Genomic DNA, 14,570 nt, shown 5'->3' with positions numbered 1-14,570 from the left:
AGGATGGACTGCCTCAGTCCCCGACAGCGACCATGCATCCGCAGGTGGTGGCGCCGCCGAGCTTATGCGGTCAACACGCCATGCCGATCGGCTCTTGATCTCGGCACGCGTCGGAGCATGGCGCGCATGGTACATGCTGAACGTCTCGCACAAACGAAGCCACTACTCGGGCGTGTCGAGTCAATTCCTCGAATGCCTCCGCCCGCCCGGTTATTGGCGAACAGAGCGCTTTTGTCTCGGCATCATCAGCCGTGCTATGATGATCGGCAGGGAGGATCGTTCGAGCATAGTACGCCTCAAACGATCAAAAAAAGCGAACTGAAATCTCGCACTGGCGTGTCGGAATGGAAATCTTCGATTATGTCATCGTCGGCGCCGGCTCTGCCGGGAGTGTCCTGACCCATCGGCTCAGCCAGAACAGCAGCACGACGATCTGCGTGCTCGAGGCCGGTCCGTCCGACTGGTATCCCTACATCCACCTGCCCGCAGGCTTCATCAAGACGTTCTACGAGCCCACCGTCAACTGGTGCTATTCTCAGGACCCCGGCGCGTGGACCGGCGGGAGGCGCATCTATGCGCCTCGCGGCAAGACACTTGGCGGATCGAGCTCGATCAACGGCCACATCTACAACCGCGGTCAGCGCCAGGATTTCGACACGTGGGCGCAATTCGGAAATCGCGGCTGGGGTTACGCGGACGTCCTGCCGTATTTCAAGCGGCTCGAGCGACGCATCGGTGATGGTGACGAAGTCTACCGTGGTCGCGATGGTAGCCTGGTCGTGACGGATATCAGCTGGCGCCATCCGTTATGCGAGGCCTTCATCGCCGGAGCCATGGAGCTCGGCATTCCTCGCAACGCTGATTACAATGGGACAGTTCAGGAAGGCGTCGCTTACGCGCAGACGACCATCCACAAGGGACGTCGCGTCAGCGCTGCCACCGCATTTCTTCGCCCTGCGATGAAGCGGCCGAATGTCGAGGTTCGGACACACGCGCACACCACTTCCATCGTGTTCGATGGCCGCAAGGCCATCGGGGTACGCTACGCCAAAGGCGGCCGTGGCGGCGCGACTGTCGAGGTCCGTGCGCGGCGGGAAGTCATCCTGGCCGCCGGAGCCTATAACTCACCGCAGCTGTTACAGCTCTCCGGCGTGGGTTCACCATCGCTGCTGCAATCGCTCGGCATTCCCGTCCACCACGCCTTGGCCGGCGTCGGCGAAGGTCTTCAGGACCACTACGCGCCGCGCACGGTCGCGCGCGTCAAGAACATCAAGACAATCAACGAGCGGGTGCGCGGGCTTGAGCTAGCGCTGGAGGCGATCAAATGGGGTTTTGCCCGCCGCGGCATTCTCAGCCTTTCGCCGACTCTGGTCTATTGCTTCTGGCACTCCGGGGAAACTGCGGAGTCGTCCGACCTGCAACTGACGTTCACGCCGGCGAGCTACAAGGAAGGCGAGCAAGGCAAGCTCGAAGACGATCCGGGAATGACGGTGGCCTGCTGGCAGCAACGCCCCGAAAGCCGAGGCTACGTTCGTTGCCGGTCGAGCGACCCGTTCGAACCGCCGAGCATCCAGACCAACTACCTGGCTGAAGAGATCGACCGGCGCGTGCTGGTCGCCGGCATGCGGCTGGCGCGACGCCTGCTGGCTTCGGCACCGCTTGCTCCCTATTATGCTTACGAGGATTTCCCCGGACCTCAGGCGCAAACGCCTGACGAACTCCTGGCCGCAGCGTCCAAGCGCGCACAGACGACCTTTCATCCGGGATGTACGTGCCGCATGGGTCCGCCTAGCGATCCGACAACTGTCGTCGACGATCAGCTGAAAGTGCACGGCCTCGAGGCCTTGCGGGTGGTGGACGCGTCGATCATGCCGAGGATGATTTCCGCAAATCTCAATGCATCGACGATGATGATCGCGGACAAGGCTTCCGACCTCATCACCGGACAGCAACCACTTCCGTCAGCGATCGTCCCGGATTTCATGGAAGCGCCGCGCGTCTGACGCCGGGCGTCTCACGGCGCGGCGCTGCTCGACGCAGCGATCGTCACTCCTTCCATACGCCCCAAGGAATGGGACGGTCGGCGGCCCAGGTCGCATAGCCGTGCACGTTGGGCCGCGTCGCGTCGATATTGGGATCGAAATAGCAGCCGATGATCGGCACCTGCTCCGCCATCATCTTGTGGAGCTTGAGGAAGATCTCCTTGCGTTTGCCTTCGTCGCCCGTCCGCAAGCTCTCGGCGAGCATTTCGATCGCGGCGGGGTCGTCCCACTGCGCTGATTTCAGCCTCGACTTGTCGCCGATGACAGCGGCATACATCAAGGCGGGATCGAGACGCGAGGAGTATCCGAACGACTGCACCTGGAAATTTCCCTTGATGTAGTTGTCGAGTTGCGTCGCCCAGTCGAGCATCTCGAGTTCGACCTTGAACCCGGCCGCCGTCAGCATGGCCTGCGCGATCACCGACCGCTCGTACATGCCGGTATAGCGCTTGTTGGTCTGGAGCTTGATCACCTGACCTGCGTATCCCGCCTCCTTGAGAAGCGCCGCCGCACGTGCCGGATCGAATTTCGGCCACGCGAGAAATTGCTTGTCGAAGTAAATGCTCGACTCGCTCACGACCGAAGGATTTCCCGTCGCCAGTCCGTCGGTGCGCGCCGCTGCGATCTGGTCAAGGTCGATCGCATGGGCCATCGCGCGGCGGATCTTGACGTTCGACATCAGCGGATCCTGCGTCTGGATCAAGAGCGGCCCCCAGTTCAAGCCAGGTGTGCTCTGGACGGTCATGCCGCGGGTCTTGAGATCGTCGACCCGCGCCGGTTCGACCGCCGGCAGGATGTCGATGGCGCCGGTCAGCAGCGCCGCCTCGGCCGCGCTGGCGTCGGGAATGACGCGAAAGACGACGAGATCGGCGTAGGCCATGCGGCCACCGGCATAGCCGTCCCGCTTCTCGGCCGACGGCTTGTAGCCGTCATGGCGCTCCAACGTGATCAGCTCGCCTCGCTTCCATTCCTTCAGCTTGTACGGTCCGGATCCCACCGGAGAGACCCACTTGCCGTCAGGCCCGGCGCTGGATGGGTGGGCGACCAACACGTGACATTGCACGTTCGCGAGCTGTTTGAGGAAGATCGCCTGCGGCGCTTCCAGTGTGTACACGACGGTGGCGGGATCAGGCGCCTCGACGCCCAATACCTTAAGCCCGGCACCGCCGTCGAAATTGCGCTTGCACGCCCAGCCGGTCTGAGACATCAGCCGATCCCAGGTCCATTTGACTTCGGCCGACGTCACCGGCGCACCATTGTGGAAGCGGGCACCGTCGCGCAGCTTGAACGTATACGTCTTGCCATCGTCCGACACCGCCCACGATTGCGCCAGCGCTGGACCGACGCTGAGATCGGCGCGATGGGCGACCAGGCCTTCGAACAGGATCTGAATCACCGTGTCAGTATTGGCGTCGCGATTGATGCCCAGCTCGAGGCTGCGGATGTCCGAATTGAGCGCGAAGGTGAGCGTACCGCCACTCTTCTGCGCTGCAGCTGACGAGACGATCGACAAGGCCAAGACGGCCGCCAACACGATTGTCTTCATTGCCCTGCTCCCTGTGTTCTGCGGTTCAGCGGCCGGCCTCCACGAATACATCCGCAAGAAAATCCGTGACTGCGGGAATCATCGGCTCGACCCAGTGCGCGGCCCCTGGCACGACGTCATGGCGCACCGCGATGCCGGCCGCCTCGAAGCTCGCCTTGAGCAGTCGCAGCCGGTTCCGGCGGTCGCCTGCAGCAAGGTCGGCGCCGTCCATCCACCAGCCGCCGCCCGGCCGCAGCGTGATTTCCCATGTCTCGGTATCGTTGTCGCCGACCACCATGTGAACCGGCACCGTGCGCATGGTGTCGATGTCGAGCTTCTTGCCGAACACGGCCTCGAAGTTGCGCACGCCGACCCAGAAATCGTGATCGCGATCGAGCAAGGTCACGACTCCCGGCGCGCCGATCGAGACCGCCGACAGGCGTTCGGGATGAAGATAGAAAAAGCGATGAGCGAAATGCCCGCCGCCGGAGAATCCAAACAAGGCGAAGCGGCCGACATCGATCCGATATTTCGCGGCGATCTCGTCAACCATGGACAGCAGGATGGCATCGTAGTGCAGCGCGCCGGTGCGCAGCAGCTTGTAGCTCGACAGATCGTCGGTGGAGGTGATGCCGCCGGGGAAAAGCGGTGCCAGAACGATGAAACGATGCTGGTCCGCAAAGGCGGCAAAGACGTCGCGATAGAGCGTCATCAGCCGGCCGGTGCCATGCACGGCGACCAGCAGGTGGTAATGATGGGCCGTCGCCGGCTCGAAGGATTCCGGCACGTAAGCACACCAGCTGAAGCGCGGGTCGGCTCGGCACGCCCAGATTGTCGTGCGCCTGCGATCATAATAGCCCAGCGCGACATTGCCGCCGTCCGCCATCGTGCCGCGTCTCCCCTGAGGCTTTCCTTCGGGCCTGAAGTCAGCCATATTTTTGTAGCGACGAAAAGCACCTTTTTTGGTCAGACGACAGCAGTACGGTTCCATACAAGGAGGACGATTTGGCGAAGACGCAGAGCGCAGCCGGCGGCGCCACGCCGCTGCAGAACGAACTGGCTCGGCAGATTCTCGCCCACATCGGCAAGGAAGCGTTGCCCGCCGGCGCGCCGGTGCGCGAGCTGGTTCTGGCGCGCGCCTTCGGCGTTTCGCGCACGCCGGTGCGTGCGGCCCTGGGTGTGCTCGAGAGTCTTGGTTACGTGCGGCTGATGCCCGGCCGCGGCTTCGTCCTGTCGCGCAAGGTCGACGGCACCAAGACGGTCGCCGCGCAACTGCCTCCCTCGCCTTTCGATGAGATCGGCGCCGCGTTGCTCGCCGACCGTGGCCGCGGGCGTATCCCTGCAGAGGTCTCCGAAACCGAGTTGATGCCGCGCTATGGTGTGTCGCGCGGCGCGTTGCGGCGCGTGCTCATGAAACTGGCCGACGACGGGCTGATCCGGCGGCAGCCCGGCCACGGCTGGCGGTTCGCCGAAGCGCTGGAATCGCGTGAGGCCGTCGGCGAGAGTTACCGCTTCCGGATGATCGTCGAATGTGCGGGCCTGCGCGAACCCACCTTCGCCGTTGACCCGGGCGAGCTCCAGCGACTGCGCGACGCCCATCAGGCGCTGCTGCGCAGGGACCGGGCCGTCGACCCACGCATGTGGATCGAGACCAATAGCGTTTTCCACGAAACGCTCGCGGCCTGGTCGGGCAACCGCTACCTTCTGCAGGCGGTAGCCCGGCAGAACGCGCTGCGCCGGTTCGGCGAATACAGCACCTTCCCGCGCCTCGCGCCCGAACGTGTCGCCCAATCGTCAAGGGAACACCTGGCGATCCTCGACGCGATCGCATCGGGCGATCTAGAATGGGCGGCGATGCTCCTCCACCGCCACCTCGAGCTGACGGCGCGCGTCTATGGCGGTGCGGGCGGAGCCCCCTCAAGCGAGACCGATCAGGAAAAGAACGGGTCGACCGGTGTCCGCAAGCCGGCCCGCGCCTCGATCGCCGCCGCGGCCGCAAGGCAAAGATCCTCGCGGTAGCGTCCCGCGATCAATTGCACGCCCACCGGCAGGCCCCTGGCGATTCCCGTCGGCACGGAGATCGCCGGCAAACCGAGGGCGGGCACGGCGAGTTCGGTCGACTGCGCCGTCATCATGCGCCTGGTGGTCGGCGCGTCGACCAGGTCAAGCCCGACCTTGAACGGCAGTTCCGCGCAACTGTGCGTCAGGATCAGCGGCCGCTCCTCGAGGAAGAGCTGCCACAGGCGCAACAGCCGGTCGCGATCGGCAAGCGCAACAAGCACCTCGCGTGCTTCTCGGGCGGGAAAGACGGCACGCCACAACCCGAGCGACGTTTTGATCGCCTGATCGCCCAGCTTGGCGACCGACGGCTCGAGGCCGGCGATCACGTCGTCCATGGCCATCCGGCTCCACAGGTCGATGACCGCGCCGAACTCCGGCGGTGAAACCTCCTCGACGGCATAGCCTGCTTCGGTCAACCAGCCGGCGGCCTGGCGGATCGCCGCGGCGACTTCAGGCGCCACACCGCCGCGCTCGGCGGGATCGACGACCATGGCGACGCGAATGGGCCGGCTCACAGGCGGCCCCTCGAGCGGCACGTCGACCCAACGATTGTCATAGGGGCTGCCTACCGACATGGCCGCCAGTGCCGCACGAGCGTCACGCACGGTGCGCGTCAGCGGTCCCTGCACGGCCATCAGCGTCGACGAGATTGCCCGGTTGCCGGTGGCGGTAAAGTTGAAAGCCGGGATGCGTCCAAAGGTCGGCCGCAGGCCGACGAGGCCGCAACAATAGGCGGGAAACCGGACCGAGCCGGCGATGTCGTTGCCCTGGGCGATGGCGCCGATGCCGGCCGCAGTCGCCGCCGCTGCGCCGCCACTCGACCCTCCTGCCGTGTGATTGCGATTCCACGGATTGAGGGTGGCGCCATGCAGCTCATTGTCGGTGAACCAGCGCATCGAGAACGCCGGTGTATTCGTGCGGCCGACGATGATCATGCCCGCCGCGCGCATATTGGCGATCACAGGATTGTCGCGGTCCGCAACTGCATCCTTGAACGCAACGACACCGCCATCGGTCGGACAGCCTTTCTGGTCGAGGTTGATCTTGGTGGTAGCAGGCACGCCGTGCAGCGAACCGACCGCATCGCCCCGCGCGAGCGCCCGATCGGCCTCGTCGGCGGCGGCAAGCGCTTCCTCATGCAAGGCCAGCACGACGCCGTTGATTGTAGGGTTGACCGCATCCAGTCGCGCCAACGTCGCAGTGATCACCTCGCGCGCCGAAACCTTCCGCCCACGGATCAGTGCGGCGGTTTCCACACCGTCGAGCTTCCAAAGATCAGTCATCAGCGCCCCTCCGGCAGCAGCGGGTTTCGCTCATTTGCAGCCGACGCGGTTCGACCATCAGCGCCACCCCTCGCTTCTTTCTTCCGTACACCCGCAGACATCGTCCTTTCCCTCCCGTCTTGAAAAGTGCATTTTGTAGGCATGATACACACTACGATTCCAAGCCGGCTCCGATCCTTCCCGCATCGTGGCGGCAGCGTCCGACCGCCGCGAAGGGCCTGCGTCGCGATCGGAAAGACCTGGCTGTTGTCCCGCGACCGTTTCCATCCCTGATCCGCTTGCATGAGGAGTCCGACATGAACGTCATGACACCGCCGAACCGCAGCCGCATGGAATCCTACTGGCTCCCCTTCACCGCAAACCGTGCCTTCAAGGCCACGCCCAAGCTGTTCGCAGGTGCTGACGGCATGTATTACACAACCACGGACGGGCGGCAGGTGCTGGACGGCATGGCCGGCCTGTGGTGCGTCAATGCCGGACACAACCAGCGACCAATCGTGCAGGCGATCAAGACGGCTGCCGAACAGCTCGACTATGTGTCGTCCTTTCAGATGAGCCATCCGCTGGCGTTCGAGTTCGCAGCGCGCCTGACGGAGATCGCTCCCGCCGGCATGGACCATGTGTTCTTCGTGAACTCGGGATCCGAAGCCGTCGACACGGCTCTGAAGATCGCGCGTGCCTATTACCGCGCGCGCGGCGAAGCCGGCCGAACGCGCTTCATCGGCCGGGCCAAAGGCTATCACGGCATGGGATGGGGCGGTCTTTCGGTCTCAGGCATCGGTCGGCACCGTAAGGATTTCGGACCATTTCTTCCGGAGACCGACCATCTCAATCACACGCTGGACCTCGCGCACAATGCCTTCTCGAAAGGTCAGCCTGCCTGGGGGGCGCACCTTGCCGATGAGCTCGAGTCGATTGCCGCCCTGCACGACCCGTCGACCATCGCAGCGGTGATCGTCGAGCCGGTCACCGGCTCTGGCGGCGTGCTGCCGCCGCCGCAGGGCTACCTCGAGCGACTGCGCGAGATTTGCGACAGGCACGGCATCCTGCTGATCTTCGACGAGGTCATCACCGGCTTTGGCCGGCTGGGCGGCGCCTTCGCTTCGAGCGTCTTCGGCGTAACGCCCGACATCATGACCTGCGCCAAGGGCATGACCAACGGAGCTGTTCCGATGGGCGGCGTGTTCGCACACGACAAAGTGTGGGACACGTTCATGCGCGGGCCAGAAAACATGATCGAGCTGTTCCACGGCTACACCTATTCGGGCCATCCGCTGGCATGCGCTGCCGGCATCGCCACGCTCGACGTCTACCGTGATCAGAACATCTTCGAGCGTGCCGCGACTGCTGCGTCGCGTTGGGAATCGGCGGCGCATGCGTTAAGGGACCTGCCGCAGGTCATCGATATCCGCAACATCGGCGTGCTCGGGGCGATCGAGATGGAGCCACGCCCCGATGCTCCCGGCATGCGCGCGATTGATGCGGCCAATCGCTGCTTCGAGAAAGGCGTCCTCGTGCGCTCGGCCGGCGACGCCCTGGTGTTGTCGCCGCCTCTCATCATTGCCGACGCCGAAATCGATCGCCTGTTCACGACGATTGCCGAGGCTATTCGGCAGATCCAGTGACGCGATGCTGGTCGAACGTGCCCGGACCCGATGGATCGGCGCCGGGTCTTTCGATCCCGTGCAGATGCCGATCCAGCAACATCGTGGCGCGCTGGTGGTTGCGTCCGGCAACGGCAGCGAGGATCTGCCGATGCTCATGATTGGAGCGCGGCTGCCAGATCTCCGACCGGTCCATGGCGATGACGATGCGTGAATGGGCGAGGCGCAGCTGGTCGAGCAGCGCGAGCAGCCACCGCATCTGACATGGCGCAACCAGCGCTGCGTGAAACTCGCGATTGGCCCGCTCCCACTCGGCAATCGATTGCGCGCGCTCGCCGGCTTCCACCGCTGCCTCGATCGGCGACGTATGCTTGCTGTTGAAGCGTCGACACGCATGGCGAAACGCGAGCAGCTCCAGTGCGGCACGCATCTCGATGACCTCCTGCTGATGCGCCGAGTCCATCGGCGCAACGCGAATGCCACGCCGCGCTTCGCTCACAGCCAGGCCCTGTGCCCGTACGAGCTGAAGAGCTTCCCGCGCAGGCACGTGGCTCGCACCGAATTCCGCCGCCACATGGTCCTGCCGGAGCGGGGTGCCAGGCGATATTTCGCCCGCAACAATTCGCTCAATCAAGGCGGCGGCGATGCGCTGAGCTACAGGCGGCGATCGTTTAGGCTCGATGCCCATCATAGATTATCTATTAAGATTCCTCGTGCGGGATAAACCATTCATCGATATCGTAGTCTCCGTCAACAGAATCATAGATAGTTTTGGAGAGCCGATGTCCGACGCTCTGCCCCCTCACCTGGAAACGCGGCCCGGGACCAGCGAACTGATCCGGACCGACTGGAGCCGAGAGGAAATCCAGGCGATTCACGATCTGCCACTGCCTGAGCTCGTTCACCGTGCGCAGACCGTGCACCGCCTGTTCTTCAATCCAACACAGATCGAAGCCGCGAGCCTGCTCAGCGTAAAGACCGGCGGCTGCCCGGAAGATTGCGGCTACTGCTCCCAGAGCGCCCACTACGAAACCGGTGTGAAAGCTACGCGCTTGATGGATGTCGAGGTCGTGGTCGAGGCCGCACGTGCCGCGCGCGATGCCGGCGCGTCGAGGTTCTGCATGGGCGCCGCGTGGCGGAGTCCCAAAGACCGCGACATGAGCGAAGTTTGCGAGATGATCGAGCGCGTCCGCGCGCTCGGCATGCAGACCTGCGTGACACTCGGAATGCTGACCGCTGAGCAGGCCGTCAGGCTTCGCGATGCCGGACTCGACTTCTACAGCCACAATGTCGATACGTCTCCTGAATATTATGGCCGTATCATCACAACGCGGACGCTTCAGGATCGGCTGGAAACGATTGAGCGCGTTCGCAACGCAGGCATCAAGCTCTGCTGCGGCGGCATTGTCGGAATGGGCGAGGTGCTTTCGGACCGGCTCGGCATGCTGCATCTGCTGGCCTCTCTCGACCCGCATCCTGAGAGCGTCCCGATCAATCAGTGGAACGAGGTGCGCGGGGTTCCCGTCGCAGGGACCGCCGAAAAGCTGGACCCGGTCGGTTTCGTCCGCCTCATCGCAGTGGCGCGGATCGTCATGCCGCGCAGTGTGGTTCGTTTGTCGGCAGGGCGCACGGCGATGAGCGAAGAACTGCAGGCGCTGTGTTTCACCGCCGGTGCAAATTCGATCTTCATTGGCGATCGCCTGCTCACGACAAAGAATCCCGTGCGCGATCGGGATTTCGCCATGTTGAGGAAAATGGGCCTGGACGTCGTCTCTTCGCTTCCCGCCGAGACAGTGGAAGCATAGGTCATTCAACCGCCCTCGCCGGCGAGCCCCTTTGCGAGAGCATCGACAAAGCTGCGGGCGATGGTGCCGGTCGCGTCCAGCCTGGGATTGAAGACGGTGATGTCGATGCCCAGCACCCGGTCCGAACCGATCGCCTGCCGCAGAACGGTTGACAGTTCGTCCCAGCGAAGACCGCCGGGCATGCGGTAATCGACCGCCGGCATCACTGCATCGTCAAGCACATCAGCGTCGAGGTGGATCCAGAAGCCATCGAGCTCCCGGCCGCGGAGACGATCAAGGGCCTGTTCGGCGGCAGCGGGCGCGCCAAGCTGCCGGAACGCAGCAAGATCGATCATCGCGATGTCCGTGTCCTCGACACGCTGGCTGCCGTACTCATCCGCAATGTCCGCATCGCGGCGGCCGAGCACGACGACATCCTGATCCCGGACGAGCGGGCGCAGTCCTTCGATGCTCGTCACCATATCGGGGCCACGCCCGGTGGCGAGCGCGAGCTCCATCGATGCCGCCTCACCATTGGGCTCCGCTTCGGGCTGATAAAAGTCGGCATGGCCATCGAGGAACAGAAGCCCCGCGCGTCCACGTCGCCGCGTCGCAAGGAGGCAACCGAGCAAGATCGAGCAGTCTCCGCCGAGGACAAGCGGGACGTCGCCGCGATCCCGCAACGGCATGATCGTATCCGCCAGCGCGCGCGAATAATCCACGATCCCATGAGGATTCAGCAACCCGGTTGCCTGGTCGCGCTGCGGATCATACGGCGGCGGCTGGGCGCGACCGGCTCGGCTCGCGCCAATGCGTTCCGCCAAGCCGGCGGCGAGCAGCGTCTCAGACAAGATTTCCACGCCCCCGGGGAATAGCCCCAGCACAGACGGAGCCTCAATGATTGCATAGCGAGGACCGGCCATGCGTACGTCCTTCCGATCCGGACAGCGGACGGCCACAATAAGTGGCGCCTGGTCCCACTCAAATGTTCACAAGTGTGGGCGTCCGCAACCAGCGGACTGACCCATCATGCCGGCACGGTCCGATCCACAAGGCTCGGCCGCGCGGCGCTGCCGCAGGCCCGCTCCACGCAGCGACTGGCGCGAAGGATCTTCTCTTCGCTGAACATCGGCCCCACGATCTGCAGCCCGATCGGCAAACCGTCGACAAATCCGCAAGGCACCGAAGCGGCCGGTTGACGGGTCAGGTTGAACGGCCAGGTCAGCGGCGTCCAGTCAAGCCATCGCGGGAACCGTCTCGTGTCGGGGCTGTCGATGCCGGCAGCAAAGGCGGTGATGGGAACAGTCGGTGTCAGCAGCAGGTCATGGTCCCGGTGGAACAGTTGCATCGTCTGGCCAAGCGCGCGCATCTCCGCATACGCCGCCTGCAGCTCGCTTGCCGAAATATCCTGCGCCGCGACGATCAGTCGGAGCAGACCTGGATCCAGTGACGCCAATTGCGCACCGTCGAAGTTGCGCACGATGGCCGCATGCGATGCGCCCCAGATCACGTCAACCGCATGCTGCGCGGCGGAAAGATCCAGCGAAACACTCTTCACCTCGGCGCCAGCCTTCACGAGTGCATCGATCGCCGGCTGCATGCCGGCAACAACAGCCGGGTCGCTGACCCGAAAACCGAGATCCGGCGACCAGGCGATCCGCATTCCCGCCACTCCACTGTCGAGGCCGTCGAGATAGTCAATGCTACGATACGGAATGGCGAAGGAATCGCGATCGTCCGGCCGCGTCAGCACGTTCAGCAGCAACGCGCTGTCAGTGACGTCGCGCGACAGGCCGCCATAGACCGCAAGGGTACCCATGGGCCCCAGGAGATTCGGGACGAGGCCGTAGCTCGGCTTCAGTCCGAACACGCCGCTGAACGCTGCGGGGATGCGGATGGAGCCGCCACCGTCGCCGCCGGTCGCTATGGGTACGACTCCAGCCGCCACCAATGCGGCCGATCCGCCACTGGAACCGCCGGGCGTGCGGGAGAGGTCCCAGGGATTGCGCGTGATGCCGGTCAGCGGACCGTGCGTAACGCCTTTCCAGCCGAATTCCGGGCTCGTCGTCTTGCAGAAGAACACCGCCCCCGCCTCGCGCAGACGGGCAACGCCGGGCGTATCCTCCGGACTAGGTGTCTCCGCGGTCGCGCGGGAGCCGAAGCGCAATGGCCAACCGGCAACATGCGCCGAGTCCTTGATCGCGACAGGCACACCATCGAGTGACCCGAGCGGCGTACCGCGACGCCAGCGCTCCGCCGACTCGGCCGCCAGGCGCCGCCCCTGCGCCTCGTCCAGCAGACAGACAGCGTTCAGAAGTGGATCGACCGCCTGCAGTCGCGCCAGAGTGGCTTCCAAGACGTCGACCGGCGACAGCTCCCGTTTGGCAAAGCGTCGCATCATCTCGCGGGCGGAAAGCCAGCACAGATCATTGAACACAGCGTTCATTGCCCCTCCTCCCAGGCGATTGCTTTCCGCCGCTGAACCCCGGCCTACTTTTTTCCGATGCGGAGCTGAACATCCGCCGTCCAGTCCGTCAAAGGTTTGCGCTATGCGCTGCCCCGCAGAGGCTCTCCGAACCACGTGGTGAGCGCATCAACGAGTCCCCGCTGCGTCAGATCATCCACCCAGGCTACATATCCGTCGGGCCGGATCAACACGGCTGCGGGTGCGGCGACGGCGCCGAACACCGGCAGTTCCCACGCGCCCGCATATCGAGCGTCGACCTGCTGAACACGATCTGCCCATGGCGCAATGTCGAAGCTTTCGGCTTCACCGAGATTGAGGAGCAGCGGACGGGCACCGTGCAGCAGAGTAAAGAGCCGCACCGTTCCGCTGGCGGTGATCAGGTCGAGATCAGGCATGCGACGCCCAAGCAACGGATGGCCCTCGCCGAGATCGTAATGAACGCCGAGACCAGACATCTCGGCAGCGAGTCGTCTGCGCGGCTCGTCCAGGCCGAGGAGTTCGGACATGGTTTGGCGCAGCGCCCTGCCGTGATCATCGACAGGGCGCAGCAGTGCGACCTGCGCCATCGTGTTGTGCAACACGCGCGCCGCGACCGGATGACGCTCGGCATGATAGGTATCCAGCAAACCTTCCGGCGACGTCGCTTTCACGACCTGGGCGAGCTTCCACCCGAGATTCACCGCATCCTGAACGCCGATGTTGAGGCCCTGCCCGCCTGTGGGGTAGTGCACATGCGCCGCGTCGCCGGCGAGCAGCACCCGCCCCTTCCGATAAGTTGCCGCCTGTCGCGCCATGTCGGTAAATCTGGAGATCCAGACGGGACTGTGAATCCCATAATCGGTGCCGTAAACCGCGATCAGCGCCTCGCTGAGATCGGCCAAAGACGGTTTGCCGACCCGACCGAGCTGCTGTTCGGTCACCAAGATCCGCACAGTTGCTCCGTCATCCGATTTGCTGAAGGAATGGATGCCGCGCGCATCGTGGCGCAAACCCCATTCCGGCTCCTTGGCTATCTTGGTTTCGGCGATCAGATTGCTGGTTGTGGCGTCCCAGCCTGCGAACGTGATGCCCGCTGTCTTGCGGATCAGACTGCGCCCGCCATCGCAGCCGACGAGATAGGCCGCCCGCAGCGATGAGCCGTCCGATAGCTGGACGCCTACGCCGCTGTCGTCCTGCGCGAACCCGGTCACCTCACGTCCGCGATAGATGGGTACTTCCAGCTCGTCGACCCAGCCGGCGAGCAGGCGCTCGATATGGTTCTGCCACAGTGCGAGTCCGTAATTGTGCCGGGTGGGAAAATCGCTGATGTCCAAGCGTATCCAGGCGAACCCCGCGACCTGGGCCACCTGCCCCTGCGAGAGGAACCGATCAGCAATCCCGCGCTGATCGAGAACCTCGATCGTGCGCGAATGCAGTCCGCCTGCACGCGAGCCGACCAGATCCTGGTTGGCACGACGCTCGACGATGGCCACGTCGATCCCTGCCAACGCCAACTCACCCGCCAACACCAGCCCGGTCGGGCCTCCTCCGGCGATCAGCACCGCATGCTCGGTCATCGCCGCACTCCGATCGTTCCAGCGACGACCAGCTCGGCCGCGTACGACCAGCGCCTCGCCAACAATGCAATCATTTCGCGCCCCGCAGGTTGACTTCGATCGCCACTTCTACGGGATGACCGGGATCTTGAAGCAAGCCCGTTGCGCACCACATATTATAGTGGGAGACGCGCACTCCTTTCCGGCGTCCACGACGAACGGACGAACCGGCCGCAAGCACGCGGCCCAGCCACATCACTTCCCGCCGC

Annotated in this window: 11 protein-coding genes; 4 read left to right on the top strand and 7 right to left on the bottom strand. The window is 64.3% G+C overall.

The window, feature by feature from the left end; genetic code table 11:
* The first annotated feature begins 344 nt into the window (after nt 1-344).
* Complete coding sequence (locus RCO31_RS25630) at nt 345-2,003, top strand: GMC family oxidoreductase N-terminal domain-containing protein (RefSeq protein WP_308971412.1); 1,659 nt, start codon at nt 345-347, stop codon at nt 2,001-2,003.
* 43 nt (nt 2,004-2,046) lie between these two features.
* Here the strand turns inward: RCO31_RS25630 and RCO31_RS25625 are convergent, their stop codons facing one another.
* Nucleotides 2,047-3,588, bottom strand: a complete 1,542-nt coding sequence (locus RCO31_RS25625; protein WP_308971411.1) for an ABC transporter substrate-binding protein — start codon at nt 3,586-3,588, stop codon at nt 2,047-2,049.
* A gap of 25 nt (nt 3,589-3,613) precedes the next feature.
* On the bottom strand, nt 3,614-4,453 hold the full coding sequence (locus RCO31_RS25620; RefSeq protein WP_308971410.1) for an alpha/beta hydrolase: 840 nt from the start codon (nt 4,451-4,453) through the stop codon (nt 3,614-3,616).
* Nucleotides 4,454-4,572: 119 nt separating this feature from the next.
* On the opposite strand from RCO31_RS25620, the gene RCO31_RS25615 reads away from it, so the two are divergent.
* The gene (locus RCO31_RS25615; protein ID WP_308971409.1) at nt 4,573-5,586 is read left to right on the top strand and encodes a GntR family transcriptional regulator; all 1,014 of its coding nucleotides are present in this window, start codon (nt 4,573-4,575) and stop codon (nt 5,584-5,586) included.
* Here RCO31_RS25615 and RCO31_RS25610 read toward each other — a convergent pair.
* Entirely contained in the window at nt 5,499-6,911 is a 1,413-nt protein-coding gene (locus tag RCO31_RS25610) for an amidase (protein WP_308971408.1), read from the bottom strand. The two genes, RCO31_RS25615 and RCO31_RS25610, sit on opposite strands and share 88 nt — an antisense overlap.
* A gap of 296 nt (nt 6,912-7,207) precedes the next feature.
* Here RCO31_RS25610 and RCO31_RS25605 point away from each other — a divergent pair, with 296 nt between their 5' ends.
* The gene (locus RCO31_RS25605) at nt 7,208-8,536 is read left to right on the top strand and encodes an aspartate aminotransferase family protein (protein WP_308971407.1); all 1,329 of its coding nucleotides are present in this window, start codon (nt 7,208-7,210) and stop codon (nt 8,534-8,536) included.
* Here RCO31_RS25605 and RCO31_RS25600 read toward each other — a convergent pair.
* Complete coding sequence (locus tag RCO31_RS25600) at nt 8,517-9,203, bottom strand: GntR family transcriptional regulator (protein WP_308971406.1); 687 nt, start codon at nt 9,201-9,203, stop codon at nt 8,517-8,519. The two genes, RCO31_RS25605 and RCO31_RS25600, sit on opposite strands and share 20 nt — an antisense overlap.
* 94 nt (nt 9,204-9,297) lie before the next feature.
* On the opposite strand from RCO31_RS25600, the gene bioB reads away from it, so the two are divergent.
* Nucleotides 9,298-10,320, top strand: a complete 1,023-nt coding sequence (bioB, locus tag RCO31_RS25595; protein WP_308971405.1) for a biotin synthase BioB — start codon at nt 9,298-9,300, stop codon at nt 10,318-10,320.
* 5 nt (nt 10,321-10,325) lie between these two features.
* Here bioB and RCO31_RS25590 read toward each other — a convergent pair whose 3' ends face one another.
* From RCO31_RS25590 to RCO31_RS25580, 3 genes are all read right to left on the bottom strand, one after another.
* A complete protein-coding gene (locus tag RCO31_RS25590; RefSeq protein WP_308971404.1) occupies nt 10,326-11,222 on the bottom strand; it encodes an arginase family protein in 897 nt (298 codons plus the stop codon).
* A 104-nt stretch (nt 11,223-11,326) separates the two neighbouring features.
* Nucleotides 11,327-12,745 carry an amidase gene (locus tag RCO31_RS25585; RefSeq protein WP_308971403.1) on the bottom strand — a complete coding sequence of 473 codons (1,419 nt, stop codon included), beginning with the start codon at nt 12,743-12,745 and terminating at the stop codon, nt 11,327-11,329.
* 101 nt (nt 12,746-12,846) lie between these two features.
* A complete protein-coding gene (locus tag RCO31_RS25580) occupies nt 12,847-14,322 on the bottom strand; it encodes an FAD-dependent monooxygenase (RefSeq protein WP_308971402.1) in 1,476 nt (491 codons plus the stop codon).
* Nucleotides 14,323-14,570 lie beyond the last annotated feature (248 nt).

It is taken from the genome of Bradyrhizobium sp. LHD-71, assembly GCF_031157255.1.
In the GTDB taxonomy this organism is placed as follows: domain Bacteria; phylum Pseudomonadota; class Alphaproteobacteria; order Rhizobiales; family Xanthobacteraceae; genus P52-10.
The sequence above is the reverse complement of the archived record's forward strand: the minus strand, read 5'-3'. Positions and strand labels throughout refer to the sequence as shown.